The sequence below is a fragment of the Streptomyces sp. NPDC029169 genome, assembly GCF_055563935.1.
Window position 1 is genome coordinate 46,957 of the sequence record NZ_JBVHXA010000024.1, and the last position, 15,571, is coordinate 62,527.

The 15,571-nt window shown below is 71.4% G+C and carries 16 protein-coding genes; 10 read left to right on the top strand and 6 right to left on the bottom strand.

Features of this window, described 5'->3' with window-relative positions:
- Positions 1-132 precede the first annotated feature (132 nt).
- The gene (locus ACZ4VI_RS32755; RefSeq protein ID WP_468005238.1) at positions 133-600 is read right to left on the bottom strand and encodes an RDD family protein; all 468 of its coding nucleotides are present in this window, start codon (positions 598-600) and stop codon (positions 133-135) included.
- Between the two features lie 221 nt (positions 601-821).
- Here ACZ4VI_RS32755 and glnA point away from each other — a divergent pair, with 221 nt between their 5' ends.
- Positions 822-2,231, top strand: coding sequence for a type I glutamate--ammonia ligase (gene glnA / locus ACZ4VI_RS32760; protein ID WP_468005240.1), 1,410 nt, complete (start codon positions 822-824; stop codon positions 2,229-2,231).
- Positions 2,232-2,858: 627 nt separating this feature from the next.
- Here the strand turns inward: glnA and ACZ4VI_RS32765 are convergent.
- Entirely contained in the window at positions 2,859-4,100 is a 1,242-nt protein-coding gene (locus ACZ4VI_RS32765) for a serine hydrolase domain-containing protein (RefSeq protein ID WP_468005242.1), read from the bottom strand.
- A gap of 192 nt (positions 4,101-4,292) precedes the next feature.
- Here ACZ4VI_RS32765 and ACZ4VI_RS32770 point away from each other — a divergent pair, with 192 nt between their 5' ends.
- Positions 4,293-4,454 carry a hypothetical protein gene (locus ACZ4VI_RS32770; RefSeq protein ID WP_468005244.1) on the top strand — a complete coding sequence of 54 codons (162 nt, stop codon included), beginning with the start codon at positions 4,293-4,295 and terminating at the stop codon, positions 4,452-4,454.
- A 37-nt stretch (positions 4,455-4,491) separates the two neighbouring features.
- On the top strand, positions 4,492-4,890 hold the full coding sequence (locus ACZ4VI_RS32775) for an excalibur calcium-binding domain-containing protein (protein ID WP_468005246.1): 399 nt from the start codon (positions 4,492-4,494) through the stop codon (positions 4,888-4,890).
- 70 nt (positions 4,891-4,960) lie between these two features.
- Here the strand turns inward: ACZ4VI_RS32775 and ACZ4VI_RS32780 are convergent, their stop codons facing one another.
- Positions 4,961-5,236: a hypothetical protein gene (locus ACZ4VI_RS32780; RefSeq protein ID WP_468005248.1), complete on the bottom strand. Its 276-nt coding sequence runs from the start codon at positions 5,234-5,236 to the stop codon at positions 4,961-4,963.
- Positions 5,237-5,362: 126 nt separating this feature from the next.
- On the opposite strand from ACZ4VI_RS32780, the gene ACZ4VI_RS32785 reads away from it, so the two are divergent.
- Complete coding sequence (locus ACZ4VI_RS32785) at positions 5,363-5,722, top strand: arsenate reductase family protein (RefSeq protein ID WP_468005250.1); 360 nt, start codon at positions 5,363-5,365, stop codon at positions 5,720-5,722.
- A gap of 7 nt (positions 5,723-5,729) precedes the next feature.
- On the opposite strand, the gene ACZ4VI_RS32790 is transcribed toward ACZ4VI_RS32785, so the two are convergent.
- Positions 5,730-6,578, bottom strand: coding sequence for an alpha/beta fold hydrolase (locus ACZ4VI_RS32790; protein ID WP_468005252.1), 849 nt, complete (start codon positions 6,576-6,578; stop codon positions 5,730-5,732).
- A gap of 83 nt (positions 6,579-6,661) precedes the next feature.
- Between ACZ4VI_RS32790 and ACZ4VI_RS32795 the strand changes: the two genes are divergently transcribed.
- Positions 6,662-7,132, top strand: a complete 471-nt coding sequence (locus tag ACZ4VI_RS32795; protein WP_468005296.1) for a MarR family transcriptional regulator — start codon at positions 6,662-6,664, stop codon at positions 7,130-7,132.
- Between the two features lie 92 nt (positions 7,133-7,224).
- A complete protein-coding gene (locus ACZ4VI_RS32800; protein WP_468005254.1) occupies positions 7,225-7,902 on the top strand; it encodes a hypothetical protein in 678 nt (225 codons plus the stop codon).
- 13 nt (positions 7,903-7,915) lie between these two features.
- Here the strand turns inward: ACZ4VI_RS32800 and ACZ4VI_RS32805 are convergent, their stop codons facing one another.
- Positions 7,916-8,842, bottom strand: coding sequence for a Gfo/Idh/MocA family protein (locus ACZ4VI_RS32805; RefSeq protein ID WP_468005256.1), 927 nt, complete (start codon positions 8,840-8,842; stop codon positions 7,916-7,918).
- Between the two features lie 764 nt (positions 8,843-9,606).
- Between ACZ4VI_RS32805 and ACZ4VI_RS32810 the strand changes: the two genes are divergently transcribed.
- From ACZ4VI_RS32810 to ACZ4VI_RS32825, 4 genes are all read left to right on the top strand, one after another.
- Positions 9,607-11,010 (top strand): hypothetical protein, encoded by a 1,404-nt coding sequence (locus ACZ4VI_RS32810; RefSeq protein WP_468005259.1) that lies wholly within the window; start codon positions 9,607-9,609, stop codon positions 11,008-11,010.
- Positions 11,007-12,155: an ARPP-2 domain-containing protein gene (locus ACZ4VI_RS32815; protein ID WP_468005261.1), complete on the top strand. Its 1,149-nt coding sequence runs from the start codon at positions 11,007-11,009 to the stop codon at positions 12,153-12,155. The genes ACZ4VI_RS32810 and ACZ4VI_RS32815 overlap by 4 nt, the downstream gene beginning before the upstream one ends.
- 138 nt (positions 12,156-12,293) lie before the next feature.
- Positions 12,294-13,325, top strand: a complete 1,032-nt coding sequence (gene glnII / locus ACZ4VI_RS32820) for a glutamine synthetase (protein WP_468005262.1) — start codon at positions 12,294-12,296, stop codon at positions 13,323-13,325.
- Between the two features lie 303 nt (positions 13,326-13,628).
- On the top strand, positions 13,629-14,150 hold the full coding sequence (locus ACZ4VI_RS32825; protein ID WP_468005298.1) for a winged helix-turn-helix domain-containing protein: 522 nt from the start codon (positions 13,629-13,631) through the stop codon (positions 14,148-14,150).
- Here ACZ4VI_RS32825 and ACZ4VI_RS32830 read toward each other — a convergent pair whose 3' ends face one another.
- A complete protein-coding gene (locus tag ACZ4VI_RS32830; RefSeq protein WP_468005264.1) occupies positions 14,151-15,563 on the bottom strand; it encodes a PepSY-associated TM helix domain-containing protein in 1,413 nt (470 codons plus the stop codon). It lies immediately after the preceding gene.
- Between the last annotated feature and the right edge of the window lie 8 nt (positions 15,564-15,571).

Sequence of the window (15,571 nt, forward strand, 5' to 3'; positions counted from 1 at the left end):
GGACACCCCCAGACCCCCGACTTCGACACCCCCTGACCCCCCCCCCCACCCCCCCCACCCCCCCCCCCCCCACCCCCCCCCCCCCCCCCCCCCCCCCCCCCTTCTTGGTGCTTGGTCTCAGATCCGGACGGCTCAGATCCGGACCTGGACGGCGCCGGAGAGGCGGTCGTGGAGGCCGCGGCCGTCGCGGTCCCAGATGAGGGCCGGGATGGCGAGGCAGACGAGGACACTGCGGAGGACGACGCGGAGGGTGCCGAGCCGGCCGCCGTTCACCGAGGCGACACGGAGGCCGAAGAGCCGCTTGCCGGGGGTGGAGCCGATGGTGCCGACCGTCAGGATGCTCAGGACGAGCAGGATGAGCAGCGCCCAGTTGCCGGTCGCCTGGTTGTAGCCGTGCGTGACGAGGCCGTATGCGATCAACATGCAGAGGGCCCAGTCGACGGCGAGGGCGCCGATCCGGCGGCCGGGGCGGGCGATCGAACCGGGACCCTCCTCGGGGAGCCCGAGCTGCTGACCGCGGTAACCGAAGTCGACACCTGCGTCCTCGGCCGCCGCGCGGGGGCCGGAGAGCCATGATCCGAGTGCTTCCCTGTTGTCCACGCGTCCACGGTACTGTGCCCGTTTTTGATCACTTCGGCCCGGGTCGGCAACACGGTCTCGGGCTGCCGTTCACGCGCGGCCTGGTTAACTTGGTGGAAACAAATGGGTCACGCTTGAGAAATGCCGTCTGCCTATGGTCGGAGCCAGAGTGTGCCACCGCACTGGCCGCACGACCGAGCTGCAACCCCGCCCCTCCCCGGGCCGGGAGTAGGAGGAGTTGGATGTTCCAGAACGCCGACGAGGCCAAGAAGTTCATCAAGGACAATGACGTCAAGATGGTCGACGTCCGTTTCTGTGACCTTCCGGGAGTGATGCAGCACTTCACGATCCCGGCGACGGCGTTCGACCCGTCCGACGAGCTCGCCTTCGACGGCTCGTCGATCCGCGGCTTCCAGGCCATCCACGAGTCCGACATGGCGCTGCGCGCCGACCTGTCGACGGCCCGCCTGGACCCGTTCCGCCGCGACAAGACGCTGAACATCAACTTCTTCATCCACGACCCGATCACGGGCGAGCAGTACAGCCGTGACCCGCGCAACATCGCGAAGAAGGCCGAGGCGTACCTCGCCTCCACCGGCATCGCGGACACCGCGTACTTCGGTCCCGAGGCCGAGTTCTACGTCTTCGACTCCGTGCGCTTCAACACCACGGCCAACGAGGGCTTCTACCACATCGACTCCGAGGCCGGCGCCTGGAACACCGGTGCGATCGAGGACAACCGGGGTTACAAGGTCCGCTACAAGGGCGGCTACTTCCCGGCCCCGCCGGTCGACCACTTCGCCGACCTGCGCGCGGAGATCTCTCTGGAGCTGGAGAACGTCGGCCTCCAGGTCGAGCGCCAGCACCACGAGGTCGGCACCGCCGGCCAGGCCGAGATCAACTACAAGTTCAACACGCTGCTGGCCGCGGCTGACGACCTGATGCTCTTCAAGTACATCGTGAAGAACGTCGCCTGGCGCAACGGCAAGACCGCGACCTTCATGCCGAAGCCGATCTTCGGCGACAACGGCTCGGGCATGCACGTCCACCAGTCGCTGTGGTCGAACGGCGACCCGCTCTTCTACGACGAGCAGGGCTACGCGGGCCTGTCGGACACCGCCCGCTACTACATCGGCGGCATCCTGAAGCACGCCCCGTCGCTGCTGGCCTTCACCAACCCGACGGTGAACTCGTACCACCGCCTGGTGCCCGGCTTCGAGGCCCCGGTCAACATGGTCTACTCGCAGCGCAACCGCTCCGCGGCCATGCGCATCCCGATCACGGGCTCGAACCCGAAGGCCAAGCGCGTCGAGTTCCGCGCCCCGGACCCGTCGTCGAACCCGTACCTCGCCTTCTCGGCGCTGCTGCTCGCGGGCCTCGACGGCATCAAGAACAAGATCGAGCCGGCGGAGCCGATCGACAAGGACCTCTACGAGCTGGCTCCCGAGGAGCACGCGAACGTCCAGCAGGTCCCGACCTCCCTCCCGGCGGTACTCGACGCCCTGGAGGAGGACAACGAGTACCTGCAGGCGGGCGGTGTCTTCACCTCCGACCTGATCGAGACCTGGATCGACTACAAGCGCACGAACGAGATCGCCCCGATCCAGCTGCGCCCGCACCCGCACGAGTTCGAGCTCTACTTCGACATCTAAGAGGCGGGGTCGGGCGACCTGGGCGGAAGCCCTGCAAACAGGCTGTGACCTGCGAAAACTGTTCTCAGCAGTTCTCACTGTCACCGCTTGCCTTCCGCCCCCTTGTGCACCGAGTGTGCACCGCCCGGCCAATTCTCTGACTTGATGTCAAAAACGCCAGCGAGGGCCGTTACCCCATAGTCGGGGTAACGGCCCTCGCTGGTAATGGACCAGGCCGGTGACCTGCGGCGTTGACCACTGCAAGTCGCTGACCTGGCCTTTTGCTGTTGGCTGGCGATGGGGTGCGACGGTCCTGATCGGGTGTCCTGCGGACTGTGTGCGGACTCCGAGCGCGGCTGTGGGTCAGGGGGCCGCCAGCAGCGCAGTCTCATTGCCCCGATAGAGGGGACACCAGGTTCCCCCGGGGCCCAGCGGGTGAGGGCGTCGCGGTTGCTGTCCAGTGCCTAGATGGTCGGCGAGGTTGGTGAGGGGCAAGCTCCCGCACCCCGTGCGCCTGCGCGCGTGCGCCGTCGGGTCTGACAGGGCCAACGCGCGGTGTCAGCGCCCGCCGATGGTGCCCTGCGCGTGCCCCGCACGCCGTGTTGGAGGAGATCCCTTCTCCGCGTGTGGGCCGACGGTGGCCGCTCGTCAGCGCCGGCCCATGACGGCCTGCATCTCCTGCTCGGCCATCTCCTGCAGCGGCGCGCCGTCGATGTTGCTGAGGATGACGCCGACCCAGCTGGTGTACGGGTAAATGGTCCAGTTGGCGCCGACACCGGGGTTGCCACCGCCGCGGCTCCACACCCACTGGCCGTTGACGATACGGACCGGCATCGAGTAGGCCATGAACGACGGGAGGGCGGGGGCTGGCCGACCCTCCTGGGCACCCTGGGGGAACTTGGCCCCGGTGAGCAACTCGGCCCAGGGCCGGTCCAACACCGTGCCGTCGCCCAGCGCGTGCGCGAACCGGACCAGATCCGGCGCGGTGACGAAGCCGCCGTCCCCGGGAGCATCGATGAAGCTGCGGCCCGGGTTCTTGCCTAGTACGTACGGGGACGGGCTGCCCTTGTCCAGATTGCGGACCGCGTCCACCTGGCTGCCGTCGGCCAGCGTCATGTACGGGTGCGCGATGTGCTCGTCGGTGAGCCACTGCGGCCTGGTGTAGAACGCCGCGCCGGTCATGCCGCAGCGCCCGAAGATGTTTTCCTGGACGTAGTCCCAGTACGTCTTGCCGGTCACGGCTTCCACGATCTGCGCGGGGATGCCGACATCGGCGCCTGAGTGGCTGGTGCGAGTGCCGGGGGCGGCCACCAGCTTGGACTGCCGGACCCACTGCTCGTAGTACTCGTGCACCTCCTCCCGGCTCTGGAAGATGCGCTGCACGTCCTCAACCGGGGTGCTCAGCCCGGAGGTGCCGGCGAGCAGGTGGTGGATGGTCACCTGCTCGGCGATGTCCCTGGCGTAGCCCGTCAGGTGGGTGCCCACCGTGTCCGACAGCCTCACCTTGCCCTGCTGCGCCAGCTGCAAGATGGCCACCGCGTGGAACGGCTTGCCCGCCGAGCTGAGGCTGAACGCGACGCCCTCGCTGTTGCGGATCCCTTTCTCCTTGTCGGCCATGCCGTAGCTGCGGGACAGCACCGTCCGGCCCCGGTGCGACAACAGCACCACGCCGGAGAACTTCCCCTCGGCGGCCAGCTTCGCCACGTACCGGTCGTAGGCTCCGCCGGGACGGGTGTCCGGTGGGATGCCGGGGTTGGTCGGGGCCGGGTCGGCGTGGCCGGGTCGGGCGCCCACCAGCGGCGTTCCGGCCGCCACCACGCCGGCGGCCGCCAACCCGCCCCACCCGAACAGCCGCCGCCGGTCGATACCCCGTACGGAATCCGAGTCCATGATCACGGTCCTTTCCTGATCGACAAACCGACCGTTGCAGGTCCAACGGCGACCGCTATGGGCAGCCGATCACCCGTCCATGTGGTCCGTGCCTCCACTGAAGACGGAGGACTGTTGCGGTGGCGTATGCGGTTTTCGATACGCTCGCGATACACCGAATGCCCGGCATCAAGGAACCGGCGCAAGCCGACAGTGAGATGGTCCCCGCAGCGGTTCCGGTACCGGTACGAGGGTCTGCGCCTCCTCGCCGAGGCGAACGGCCGGATGTTCCTTATCCCCGAGCACTGGGCGGAGACGGGCAGCAGCGTGCTCGTCGTGCCGGCGAACGACAAGGTGCGCGTCGCCTTCCGCTAGGCCGTCTTCCAACTGCCCATAAGAGGCGGAGGCCGCCGTGGAGGCCTTGATCGACGGAGAGTTGAGGGCGGCGAGCGCCTACGACGACGTCAGCCTGCCCGCGAACCACGCGGCCTGGATCGTCTGCTTCCAGGGCCCGGCAGCCGGTTCCACGCTCGTGCCCGAGCACGCGGACCCGAGCGTCCACCTCGTGGCACCGGGCACGAAATGTCCGGAGCGGACCGGCACCGAGCTGCGCCCCGCGCCTTCGCCCACGCCGACCCCCAAGCCCAAGCCCTCCCCCACTCCCACGCAGACGCCCACAGAAGACGACTCCGTGTACTACAAGAACTGCACCGCCGTGAAGGCCGCCGGTGCCGATCCGATCCACGAGGGCGACCCGGGGTACGGGCGCCATCTCGACAGGGACGGAGACGGCGTCGCCTGCGAGAGCTGAGCGCGACGTGGATGGGCGTGAGGCCCCGGAGAGCGTGTGCTCTCCGGGGCCTCGTCCGGTCTTCTCGGGGTCAGCGGCCGTAGCGGATCAGGGCGCGGACCATGCGGCAGGTGGTGTCGGAGGGCGGGTGGATGCCGATGCGTTCCGCCGTCGTGCGTATCTTCGTGTTGCCGGCCTGCGCGGGGTCGTGGACGCCCGAGTCGAGGAGGGCGATCGCGAGGCGCATGGCCTTCAGGCGGCGGTTGTGGGTCACGTACCACTCGCGGGGGCGGCCCGCGGGGAGCGGCTGCTTCTGGAGGGGCTTCCAGGGTTCGAGGGACGGTGTCCGGATCACGGCGAGTGCCATGGGCGACCTCCTGGCGAAAGCGGGGTGGGGGCCCTCCCCGGGACCCTCACCTTCACCCCCTATTTTAGGTGCCCCCACTGACAATCGCCCCTGTTCAGACCGCATTTGAGGGGTACCGTTGGCGCCATGGAGATCTGGATCAATCCCGCCTGTTCCAAGTGCCGCGGCGCGCTGCACCTGCTCGACGAGGAGGGCGCCGAGTACACCGTGCGGCGCTATCTGGAGGACGTACCGAGCCCGGACGAGATCAGGGACGTCCTGGAGCGGCTCGGGCTCGAGCCGTGGGACATCACGCGGACGCAGGAGGCGGTGGCGAAGGAGCTGGGGCTCAAGGAGTGGGCGCGGGACGCGGCGAGCCGGGAGCGGTGGATCGAGGCGCTCTCCGCTCATCCCAAGCTGATCCAGCGGCCGATCATCACCGCCGACGACGGTACGGCCGTGGTGGGGCGGACCGAGGAGGCCGTGCGGGACGCGCTGTCGCGCTGACCACGTTTCAGCCCAGGAAGTCCGTGATGGAGGCGTGCGTCTCCTCCGTCGCCCCTACCGGCAGGGTGTGGTGCGTGGCTCCGGGCAGGGTCGCCGTCTCCAGGTGGGGGACGGCCGCCCGCGCCCGGGCCGCCACCTTGGCGATGTCGTGCGCCCGGCTCCGCTCGGCGAGCAGGAGCAGCGTCGGCGGTTTCAAGGTGGACAGCTCCGCGGGCGTCGGGCGCGGGCCGGCGACCGGGCGGGCGGTAGGGAAGTCCGCTGTACGGGCGTTCAGCTCGCGCCAGTCGGGGTCGAGCGGCGCGCCGCCCGTCTCCCACTCCAGGAAGGCGCGGTTCCGGGCCGGGGTGGGGCGCAGCAGCATGGGCAGCGCGCGGAGCACGTAACGCGGGCTGAAGCCGGCGAAGCAGTTCGTCGGGTCGAGGAGGACCAGCCGGTCGACCCGGGCCGGGGCCGCCAGGGCGTACCGGAGTGCGATCCAGGCGCCGTAGGAGTGGCCCACCAGACTGGCCGAGCGCAGCTCCAGCGCGTCGAGGAGGGCGTGCAGCCAGGCGGTGAGGTCGTCGGCCGTACGGATGGGCCTGCCGTCCTCCGGCACGCTGCGGCCCGGTTCGCCGATCAGGTCGACGGCGTGGACGCGGCGGTTCCGGCCGAGCGCGGCGGCCGTTGCGTACCAGCCGGTGGAGGTGGCGCCGCCGCCCGGCAGGAGCAGGACGGGCGGGGCGTCCTCGGGCCCGTGGCTGTGGACGTGCGTGCGTCCGTGGGGTGTGACGACGTCGGAGTGGGCGGTTCCGTCGGGCCACTTGGCGAGGACGGCGTCGTACGCGGTGAGGAAGGGCTGGGGAACGGCAGCGGGCATGACGACGACACCTCTCGCTCGGCGATAATCTCGCTGAACGAGATAATAGGAGGGAAGGCGGCACAGTGACAGAGCCACCCGAGATGCGGATCTTCCATCTGCTGCGCGCGGTCACCGTCGAATACGGCCTGCGGCAGAGCGAGTTCGCGGCCCGCAACGGCATGCACCCCACGGACGTCCGCGCCCTGATCTGCCTGCTCGACGCCGAGCGCGCGGGGACGGACGCCACGGCCGGCCTGCTCGGCGCGCGGCTCGGCCTCAACTCGGCCGGCACGACCGCCGTCATCGACCGCCTCGAACGCCTCGGCCACCTCTCCCGCGTACGGGACGACCGCGACCGCCGCCGCGTGCTGCTGCGGGTCGAGGAGCAGGCCAAGGAGCTGGGCCGCGCGGCCTTCGGCCCCATGATCGACGGAACGGTGGCGCTGCTGCGGGAGTTCGACGAGAAGGAGACCGACGCCGTGCGGCGCTTCCTGTCCGGCGTACGGGAGATCATGGCCGCGGACGAGCCGGAGGCCTCGGGCGAGCCGGGGGCTGCTCAGCCACGACCCTGAATTAAGGCGCGCCCGCCTGAGCGTTGAGTCGAATCGGCTCGCTCCTCGTATCTGACGCCACAGGTACCGACAGGAGACGAACGGAGCCTCACGTGTCACGCAGGAAATCGCTCAGCCGGAAGAAGAAGATCGCGCTGCTGGCCGGTGCGCTGGTCTGCGTCGCGGGGACGGCGGTGGCGCTGACCGGGACGAGTCAGGCCTCCGTCGTCTGCGACGGTCTGGCCACCGCGCTCGCCAACAACGAACGGTTCATCGCCGACCAGCGCGCCAACCCGGACGCCCTGTCACAGGCGCGGATCGCCAACCGGGAGGCGGTTATCGCCGAGATCCGGCGCAAGCAGGCGGCGTCGGGGTGTGGGGGCGGCGAGGCGGGCGGGGGCGGAGCCGGAAGCGGCGGTACGGAGGCGGGCGGAAGCGGCGGTACGGAAGCGGGCGGCGGCGGTACGGCGACGGTCGCACCGGCCCCGCCCCCGGCCCCGGCCCCGTCCGCTCCCGCGGAACCCGCCCCGCCGGCCGAAGCCGGTGACATCGTCTGTGCCGGGTCCACCGTCACGCTCTCCGGCGAGGGCGGCGCGCCCGCCGCGTCCAGCAACCAGTTCCCGCTCGGCACCCGCCTCAAGGTGACCAACCTCGACAACGCCAAGTCCACCACCGTCGAGGTCACGTCCGTCTCCGGGAGTTGCGTGCTGCTCAACGACGCGGCCTTCGAGCAGGTCCGCGAGCCCGGGAAGTTCCTGATCCGGAAGGCCCGGATCGAGCGCGTGGGCTGAGGCGGGTCCACCGTCAGGCGGCGGGTCCTCCCCCTCCCCCGGGGCCCGCCGCCTCTTCGGCCAGCGTCAGGATTTCCGTGAGCCGTGCGCCGAACCGGGCGTCGCACGCGTCCGGAACCCCCGTGCGGGCGGACACGGCGAGCGCGTCCACCGCCCGCCCGAACGCATCCGCCGCCCCGTCCCACAGCGGCATCGCCGACCGCCCCCGCTCGCCGTACAGCGTGACCGCGGCCTCCGCCGCCTCGGGCGGCGCGCCGAGAGTGAGCGTCGCCGTGCTGCTCGCGCCCGAGGTGTGGCGCAGGACCAGGTGGTGGGTGTCCGACGGGCTCCGGACGGCCGTCACGTCGGTGACGTCGCCGAGCACCGGCAGGTAGACGGAGAGCACGTGCGGGCCGACGTCCCACAGGCCGCCCTTCTCGCGCCGCCACGGCGAGGCCGCGTAGGCGCTCGTCGATCCGGGTGCGTAGAGCGAACCCAGCCAGTGCGCCTCGCCGAGGAACCAGCCGCCCGTCGCCGCCTGTTCGTCGATCCACCGGGCCGTGGGCTCCGCGAAGCGGAGCGTGCAGAAGACCACCGACGCGACCCCGGCCTTCTCGGCCGCGTCGGCCACCTCGCGGGCCGCCGCGGGCGTCGTGGCCACGGGCTTGTCCAGGAGCAGATGGCAGCCGGCGGCCGCCGCCCGGACGGCGAGCGGGGCCTGCACGTCCGGGGGGAGGGCGAAGGCGACGGCGTCGCACGTCTCGAAGAGCGCGTCGGCGTCGTCGTACGCGACGGTGCCGAAGGTGGCGGCAAGTTCGGCCGCCGCCTCGGGGCGCCGCCCCCACACCCCGACGAACTCGACGCCCTCGTGCGCGGCGAGCGCGGGCGCGTGGGTGCGCGCGGCCCACGGGCCGGTGCCGAGGAGTCCGATACGGGGCGTTGCGCCAGGGAGCTTGCTCATGCGGTCCAGTCTGCCTGGCCCCCGCGGCCCGGTTGTGGGCACCCGTCCCACAGGGGCGGTGCCCCGCCCTCATCCGCACGCGGATTGTGGGCACCCGTCCCGCCGGGGCGGTACCCACCCTCCCCCTCCCCGGGTTGTGGGCAATCGTCCCGCAGGGCGGGACGGGTGGGCACAACCCCACGACGGCGCCGCACCCGTGGGCACCGCAGGCACGGGGAGCCTGGGCCCGGCAAGGGCACCGTTCCGTTGTGCCCACCCGTTCCGCCCCAGCGGAACGAATGCCCACAACGAGGGGTGGGTGGGCACCGCCCAGCGGGGCGCGGGGCCCACAACGGGGTGGGGTGGGTGGGCACCGCCCAGCGGGGCGCGGGGCCCACAACGGGGTGGGGTGGGTGGGCACCGCCCAGCGGGGCGCGGGGCCCACAACGGCGTGGGGGGGTGGGCACCGCCCAGCCGGGCGCTGGGCCCACAACGGGGTGGGGGTGGGCACCGCCCAGCGGGGCGCGGGGCCCACAACGGGGTGGGGTGGGTGGGCACCGCCCAGCGGGGCGCGGGGCCCACCAGGGGGTGGGGGGTCCGCCCAGTGGGAGGCCCGCAGCGGGGGCGGGGGGTAAACCGGTGGACCTCCGCCCCTCCCCCGGTGTTACGTTGCACGCGCCGGCCGCGGGACTCCGGTGCGACTTCCGGGACCTGCCTCTGTAGCAACGTTTTCGCTGTTCGCGCCCCCATTCCCCGGCCGGCGACCATCTCACTGCGAGGAACCCATGACGGAGACCCTCTCCGACCTCATCGCCGCCGAGGACGTCCTGCTCTTCGTCAACGCGGCCGTCACCGCCACCGGACAGCGGGAGTTCCGCTCCTCCGCCGGGGAGCAGCGGCTGTCCCTCGCCTTCCTCCACGAGTACGTCCGGGTCAACTACCGCCCCGTGTACGCCGCCGCGCTCGCGCTCGACATCAACGACCACAACGCGGCCCTGATCGTCGAGCAGCTGCTGCGCACCCCCAAGGAGGCCGGGGAGCAGGAGGGGCGGCTGATCGCCGCGCGGCTCGCGCTGCTGCCCCCGCAGCGGGTCTACCGGCTCTTCCGCGCCCTGCGGGCCGCCAAGGTCAACAACCGCCGCACGCGCGCGATCGTCCGCGACTGGCTGGCCGCTCGCGCCGACCTCGGGCACGACGCCGTCAAGTACCGCGCCGGCCTGAAGACCGCCGCCCGCCACACCCACCTCCCCCTCCCCGCCCCCGAGTGCGGCGACTTCCTCTTCGCGCCCGGCCGCCGGGTCCGGTACGAGCACCCGTACCTGGACGCGCACCGCCGCGCGCACTACGAGCAGGGGGCCCTGTACGAGCTGCCGTTCACCGTCGCCGAGGGCTTCGCCGCGCGGCACGGCGTACCGCGCGAGGTGTTCCTGGAGCGGATCGCGCCCCGGATGACGCGTCTGGAGCGGCTGCGGGCGGATCGGACGAAGCGGGCGGGCGACCTGACCGTCATGCCGCTGACCCGGCTCGCGCTCTACGTCCTCTCCCTCCCCTTCGGGGAGAGGGTGGCGCGGCGCGCCGAGCTGACGGCCGCGCTGCGGGCGGCCGCGGGCCGGGTGGCGGGGCCGTACGCCGGGACCTGGGGCCGGGTCGCGGCGGTCCTCGACGACAGTTACTCCGCCTCTGGTTCGGCCGTGAAGCGGCGCCGTCCGCTGGCGGTCGCCCTGGGCTGCCACTTCCTGCTCGAGGCGCTCGCCGCACCGGGGGCGTACACCGCGCACTGGACCTCGGGCGCCACCGATCCCCTACTCGTCCGTCCCTGGGGACCGACGCCGCTCGGAGCGCGGATCATCGACGCCCTGGAAGAGGCGCCCGAGCGCCTGCTGATCGTCTCGGACGGCTGGGACAACGCCCCGCCGGGCCTCGCGGGCGAGGTGCTGCGCGTCTGGCGGACGCGGCTCGACCCGGAGCGGCGGACGAGCGCGGTGCATGTGAACCCCGTATACGACGCGGATGGTTTTGATGTCCGGCGGCTCGCGCCGAGCGTGCCGACGGCCGGGATCAGGGACGCGGAGGACCTGGCGGCGCTGGTGGAGATCGCCCAGTTCGCCGAGGGCCGGACAGGGCTCGCGGAGCTTCTGGCCTATCTGGACCGGCGGGTGGAACTGTTCCTGAAGGGGGCGCCGCGATGACCCGGATCGATCTCACCGGCCTGGAGGTCCGGCCCGCGCAGGTGTGGGGCGGTGTCCGGCTCGTGCCGCTCGTCCGGGCCGAGCCGGTGGAGGGGCTGCGGCTCCACCGTGAGGTGTACGGGGGCGGGGGCGAAGGCCTGGTCGACCTCGGGGACCGTACGGCCTACACCTCGTACATCCCGCACGGCTTCGTCGCGGACTGGTCCGGGGACGACCGCGAGTCGGCGGCGTACGGCACCCGCCTCGGGGACGACGAGCCGCGCGCCGTTCCCGTACGCCACCATCACCGTCTGGCCAAGCGCCGGAAGAACGAGAAGCGGCTCCGCTTCCTGCCCCTCCACCTCGCCCTGGAGGGCTATCTGGCGCTGCACTTCGGCGGGCCGTCCGTCATCTGGGACGAGTGGTCCCAGCAGGCGGTACGCCAGGGGCTCTCGCCGCGCGCCGAGGCGGCGTACGCGGGGTGGAACGCGCCGGGGCTCGTGGAGGCGCTGCGGATCTTCGAGATCCACCCGGGGCAGTGCGGACTCATGCTGTACGTCTCCGACTCCCTGGCCGCGGCCTTCGTCGTCCCGCACCCGGACGACTACCGCGTCCTGCACCCGACCCTGATCGAGGACCTGTACGGGGAGCTGGTCCACCAGTACGCGTTCTACGGCGCCCCGGTGCCGGAGTTCGCGGCGCGCATCCGGGACGAGGCGGGTTCCGTGCGCACGCTCGCGGATCTGCGGGCGGCGGCCCGGGCGCAGGAGCGCTCCTGGGCGGAGGCGCACGACGGCCTGATGGCGCGGGACCTGCTGGAGACCTCGTACGCCTTCGAGCGGGTGTACCGGATGGATTCCTACGATCTGTACCGGTTTCTGCCACCGTTCCTGCGGGGCGGCCAGGAGCAGCACATCGGCGAGCTGATCGCGGACCGCAAGGGGCGGACGCTGTATCTGAAGACGTTCCGGCTGTCCGAGAACCAGATCCGGCGCGGCCATCTGCTGCGCCGCCTCGCGGACTGCGACTGGCACCTGGGGCGGACGGCGGAGGCGCTCGGAACGACGTACGCCGAGCTCGTGCGGCGTGTCGGGGCCGCCGGATTCGGCTCACTGCTCAACGCCCACGCCGTCGCACAGCGGCTCCGCGAAAAGCGGGAAAGCTGAGTAACACGGGGTTCACATTCGGGCAACGACCGGGAAATCCCGTGTTGCGAAGCTGCGCGCAGACACACACACCGCAGCTCTCGCAGCGTCGCGAGCCGCAGCACGCACCCCGCAGCAGCACGCCAAAGGATGAGGCCCGTGACCTTCAAGGCTGAGTACATCTGGATCGACGGCACCGAGCCGACCGCGAAGCTTCGCTCGAAGACGAAGATACTGCCGGGCACGGGCGCCACCCTGGAGGAGCTGCCCATCTGGGGCTTCGACGGATCCAGCACGAACCAGGCCAAGGGCCACGCCTCGGACCGCGTCCTGAAGCCGGTCTTCGTCTGCCCGGACCCGATCCGCGGTGGCGACGACCTGCTGGTGATGTGTGAGGTCCTCAACACGGACATGACGCCGCACGAGTCCAACACCCGTGCCGCGCTGGCCGAGGTCTACGCGAAGTACGCCGCGCAGGAGCCGATCTTCGGCATCGAGCAGGAGTACACCTTCTTCGACGGCGAGCGTCCGCTCGGCTTCCCGATCGGCGGCTTCCCGGCCCCGCAGGGCGGCTACTACTGCGGTGTCGGCGCCGACGAGATCTTCGGCCGTGACGTCGTCGAGGCGCACCTGGAGAACTGCCTGAAGGCGGGCCTGGGCATCTCCGGCATCAACGCCGAGGTCATGCCCGGTCAGTGGGAGTTCCAGGTCGGCCCGCTGGCGCCGCTGGACGTCGCGGACCAGCTGTGGGTGGCCCGCTGGCTGCTCTACCGCACGGCCGAGGACTTCAAGGTCTCGGCGACGCTGGACCCGAAGCCGGTGAAGGGCGACTGGAACGGCGCGGGCGCGCACACCAACTTCTCCACGAAGGCGATGCGCGAGGGCTACGACGCGATCATCACCGCGTGCGAGTCCCTGGGCGAGGGCTCGAAGCCGCTCGACCACGTCAAGAACTACGGCGCCGGCATCGACGACCGCCTGACGGGTCTGCACGAGACCGCCCCGTGGGACGAGTACTCCTACGGCGTCTCGGACCGCGGCGCCTCGGTCCGCATCCCGTGGCAGGTCGAGCAGGACCAGAAGGGCTACATCGAGGACCGCCGCCCGAACGCGAACGTGGACCCGTACCTGGTGACGCGCCTCATCGTCGACACCTGCTGCGAGGCCCTGGAGAAGGCCGGCCAGGTCTGATCCGCGCCAATTTCGACGGAAGCGGCACCCATCGTGATCGGTGGGTGCCGCTTCCGTATTCCCTTCTGGTTCAATGGGGTTATGACCAGCACCCAGAACGGCACCGCGACAGGTCGCTTCGACCTCGAGCCGTTCTGGCCCTCCCGGCAGCACCATGACTTCGACCGGTGCTGTCGGCGCGTGAGGAACGCGTCGGCCCTCTAACGCCCCGACCGGTATGTGACCGGTCCTGCGGCCTTCGGTCGGCGCGCGATCGACGTTCTGCGTCTCCGACTCGCGCGAAAGAGCTGAGCTTTCATGGCCATGGCCCACACCCAGACCGCTTCCCCCCTCACCGACCTCCGTCCCGGCCGGCATCGGCTTCGGGCCGTCGAGTCCCACGAGGCCGTCGACCTCGCCCAGGTGGCGGAGTTCCTGCCGCCCGGTGCCACCCTGTTGCCCGCGCCGCCGCACGCGCTGCCCGTTCTGCCCGGGCGGCCGCCGATGGTCGGGTATCTCGTGCTCGTGCCGGCCGACCAGCAGACGGCGGTGGAACCCGCCCCCGCGGGGCCCGTCTCCATCGACTCCGCCCGGCGCGTCGCCCATGTGGACGGGGACGAGCTGGATCTCACGTACCTCGAGTTCGAGCTGCTCGCCCACCTCGTCGCCCATCCCCACCGGGTCCACACCCGTGACCAGTTGGTCACGACGGTCTGGGGGTACGGGCATGTGGGCGACGGGCGGACCGTCGACGTCCATGTGGCGCGGCTGCGTCGCAAGCTGGGCGCCGAGCACCGCCGCACGATCCAGACCGTGCGGCGGGTCGGCTACAAGTACACGCCCTGATCAGGCCGCGCGGGACCTCTGAGACCTCGCCCTGGCCAGCAGGCCGAGGGCGAGGTCCACGACCAGGAACGCCACCAGGCTGAGCCCCAGCATCGGGACGAACCAGCCCACCAGGGCCGTCGCCGCCAGCAGCGGGAGCAGCAGCGTCGGCGGGACCTTCCGCCACGCCCCGCGCGCGACCGGGCGGCCCGGGCGGCGGAGCCACCACATCCGGTAGCCCCAGACGATCAGCAGGATCAGCGCGAGCGCGAGGGCGGCGAGCGCCAGTTGGTTGAACAGGCCCAGGAACACGCCCATGTGGGCGTCGATGCCGAAGCGGGTCAGCTGGGCGAGGACCGGGTAGTCGGCGAACCGGAGCTCGTCCATGACCGTGCCGTCGGCCGGGTTCACCGCCACCGAGTCCAGGTGCACCGGGAACTGGGTGTCGGTCTCCTTGACGACATAGCCCCTGCCCTCGGAGGGCAGGATCACGGTCGTCCTCCCCTCGATGCCCTTCGCTCGGGCCGCCTCGACCACCTTGTCGATGCCGACGTCCGGGCCCTTCGGGGCGGGAGCCTCATGGACCGTGCCGTGGCCCTCGTGCTCCGAGGAGCCGCCGGCCGCGCCCTCGAGGGTCGCGGAGACGGTCGGGGTGGCGCCGCCGAGCTGGTCCTGGACCGCGCCGATGTTCTCACCCGCGTACCGCGACCAGGTCAGTCCGGTGGCGGAGAGCAGGACCAGACCCGTCACTGCCCACAGGCCGACCGAGCCGTGCCAGGACAGCGTGCGACGGCGGGACTTCGGGCCGCGCTCCGGTACGAGGAGGGCGCGGCGGTTCTTCCTGCGGCGGCCGATCCAGAGCGCCAGGCCGCCGAGCGCTATCACCCACAGCCAGCTCGCCGCCAGCTCGCTGTAGTTGCGGCCGAGGTCGCCCAGGTGCAGATCGCGGTGGAGTTCGTCGATCCAGGTGCGCAGCGGGAGCGCGCCCGAGCTGCCGTAGCTGGGGAGCTGGCCCCGTACCTGCGCGGTGTACGGGTCGACGAAGACGGCGAGGGACTTGCCCTCCTCCACGTCCGGGTCGGCCATGAGGACGCGGGTGGTGGCGCCGTCCTCGGCGGAGGGCCAGACGGCGGTGACGGTGCCGTTCGGGTTCACCTTGGTGGCGGCGTGGACCTGCTGCGAGAGCGGCAGGACCTTGTCCCCGACGGGGACCTCCAGCTCGTGCGCGTAGACGACCTTCTCGGCCTGGAAGGAGAGCGCGTAGAGCAGTCCGCTGGCCGCGGCGACGAGCAGGAAGGGGGCTATGACGACGCCGGCGTAGAAGTGCAGGCGCAGGACGAGGGGGCGCAGGGCGTTCCAGCTCGTTCGCTGTTCGGGGGTGTCGATGCGGGGCGGCTCTGCCGTGTCCGGGCGTGCCGGATCGTCAATGGTCATGACTGTCC

Excerpts from the sequence above, each read along its gene's own strand:
- glnA (WP_468005240.1), top strand. The coding sequence starts at position 822 with ATGTTCCAGAACGCCGACGAGGCCAAGAAGTTCATCAAGGACAATGAC.
- ACZ4VI_RS32765 (WP_468005242.1), bottom strand. The coding sequence starts at position 4,100 with ATGGACTCGGATTCCGTACGGGGTATCGACCGGCGGCGGCTGTTCGGG.
- ACZ4VI_RS32780 (WP_468005248.1), bottom strand. The coding sequence starts at position 5,236 with ATGGCACTCGCCGTGATCCGGACACCGTCCCTCGAACCCTGGAAGCCC.
- ACZ4VI_RS32785 (WP_468005250.1), top strand. The coding sequence starts at position 5,363 with ATGGAGATCTGGATCAATCCCGCCTGTTCCAAGTGCCGCGGCGCGCTG.
- ACZ4VI_RS32790 (WP_468005252.1), bottom strand. The coding sequence starts at position 6,578 with ATGCCCGCTGCCGTTCCCCAGCCCTTCCTCACCGCGTACGACGCCGTC.
- ACZ4VI_RS32795 (WP_468005296.1), top strand. The coding sequence starts at position 6,662 with ATGCGGATCTTCCATCTGCTGCGCGCGGTCACCGTCGAATACGGCCTG.
- ACZ4VI_RS32805 (WP_468005256.1), bottom strand. The coding sequence starts at position 8,842 with ATGAGCAAGCTCCCTGGCGCAACGCCCCGTATCGGACTCCTCGGCACC.
- ACZ4VI_RS32810 (WP_468005259.1), top strand. The coding sequence starts at position 9,607 with ATGACGGAGACCCTCTCCGACCTCATCGCCGCCGAGGACGTCCTGCTC.
- ACZ4VI_RS32815 (WP_468005261.1), top strand. The coding sequence starts at position 11,007 with ATGACCCGGATCGATCTCACCGGCCTGGAGGTCCGGCCCGCGCAGGTG.
- ACZ4VI_RS32825 (WP_468005298.1), top strand. The coding sequence starts at position 13,629 with ATGGCCCACACCCAGACCGCTTCCCCCCTCACCGACCTCCGTCCCGGC.
- ACZ4VI_RS32830 (WP_468005264.1), bottom strand. The coding sequence starts at position 15,563 with ATGACCATTGACGATCCGGCACGCCCGGACACGGCAGAGCCGCCCCGC.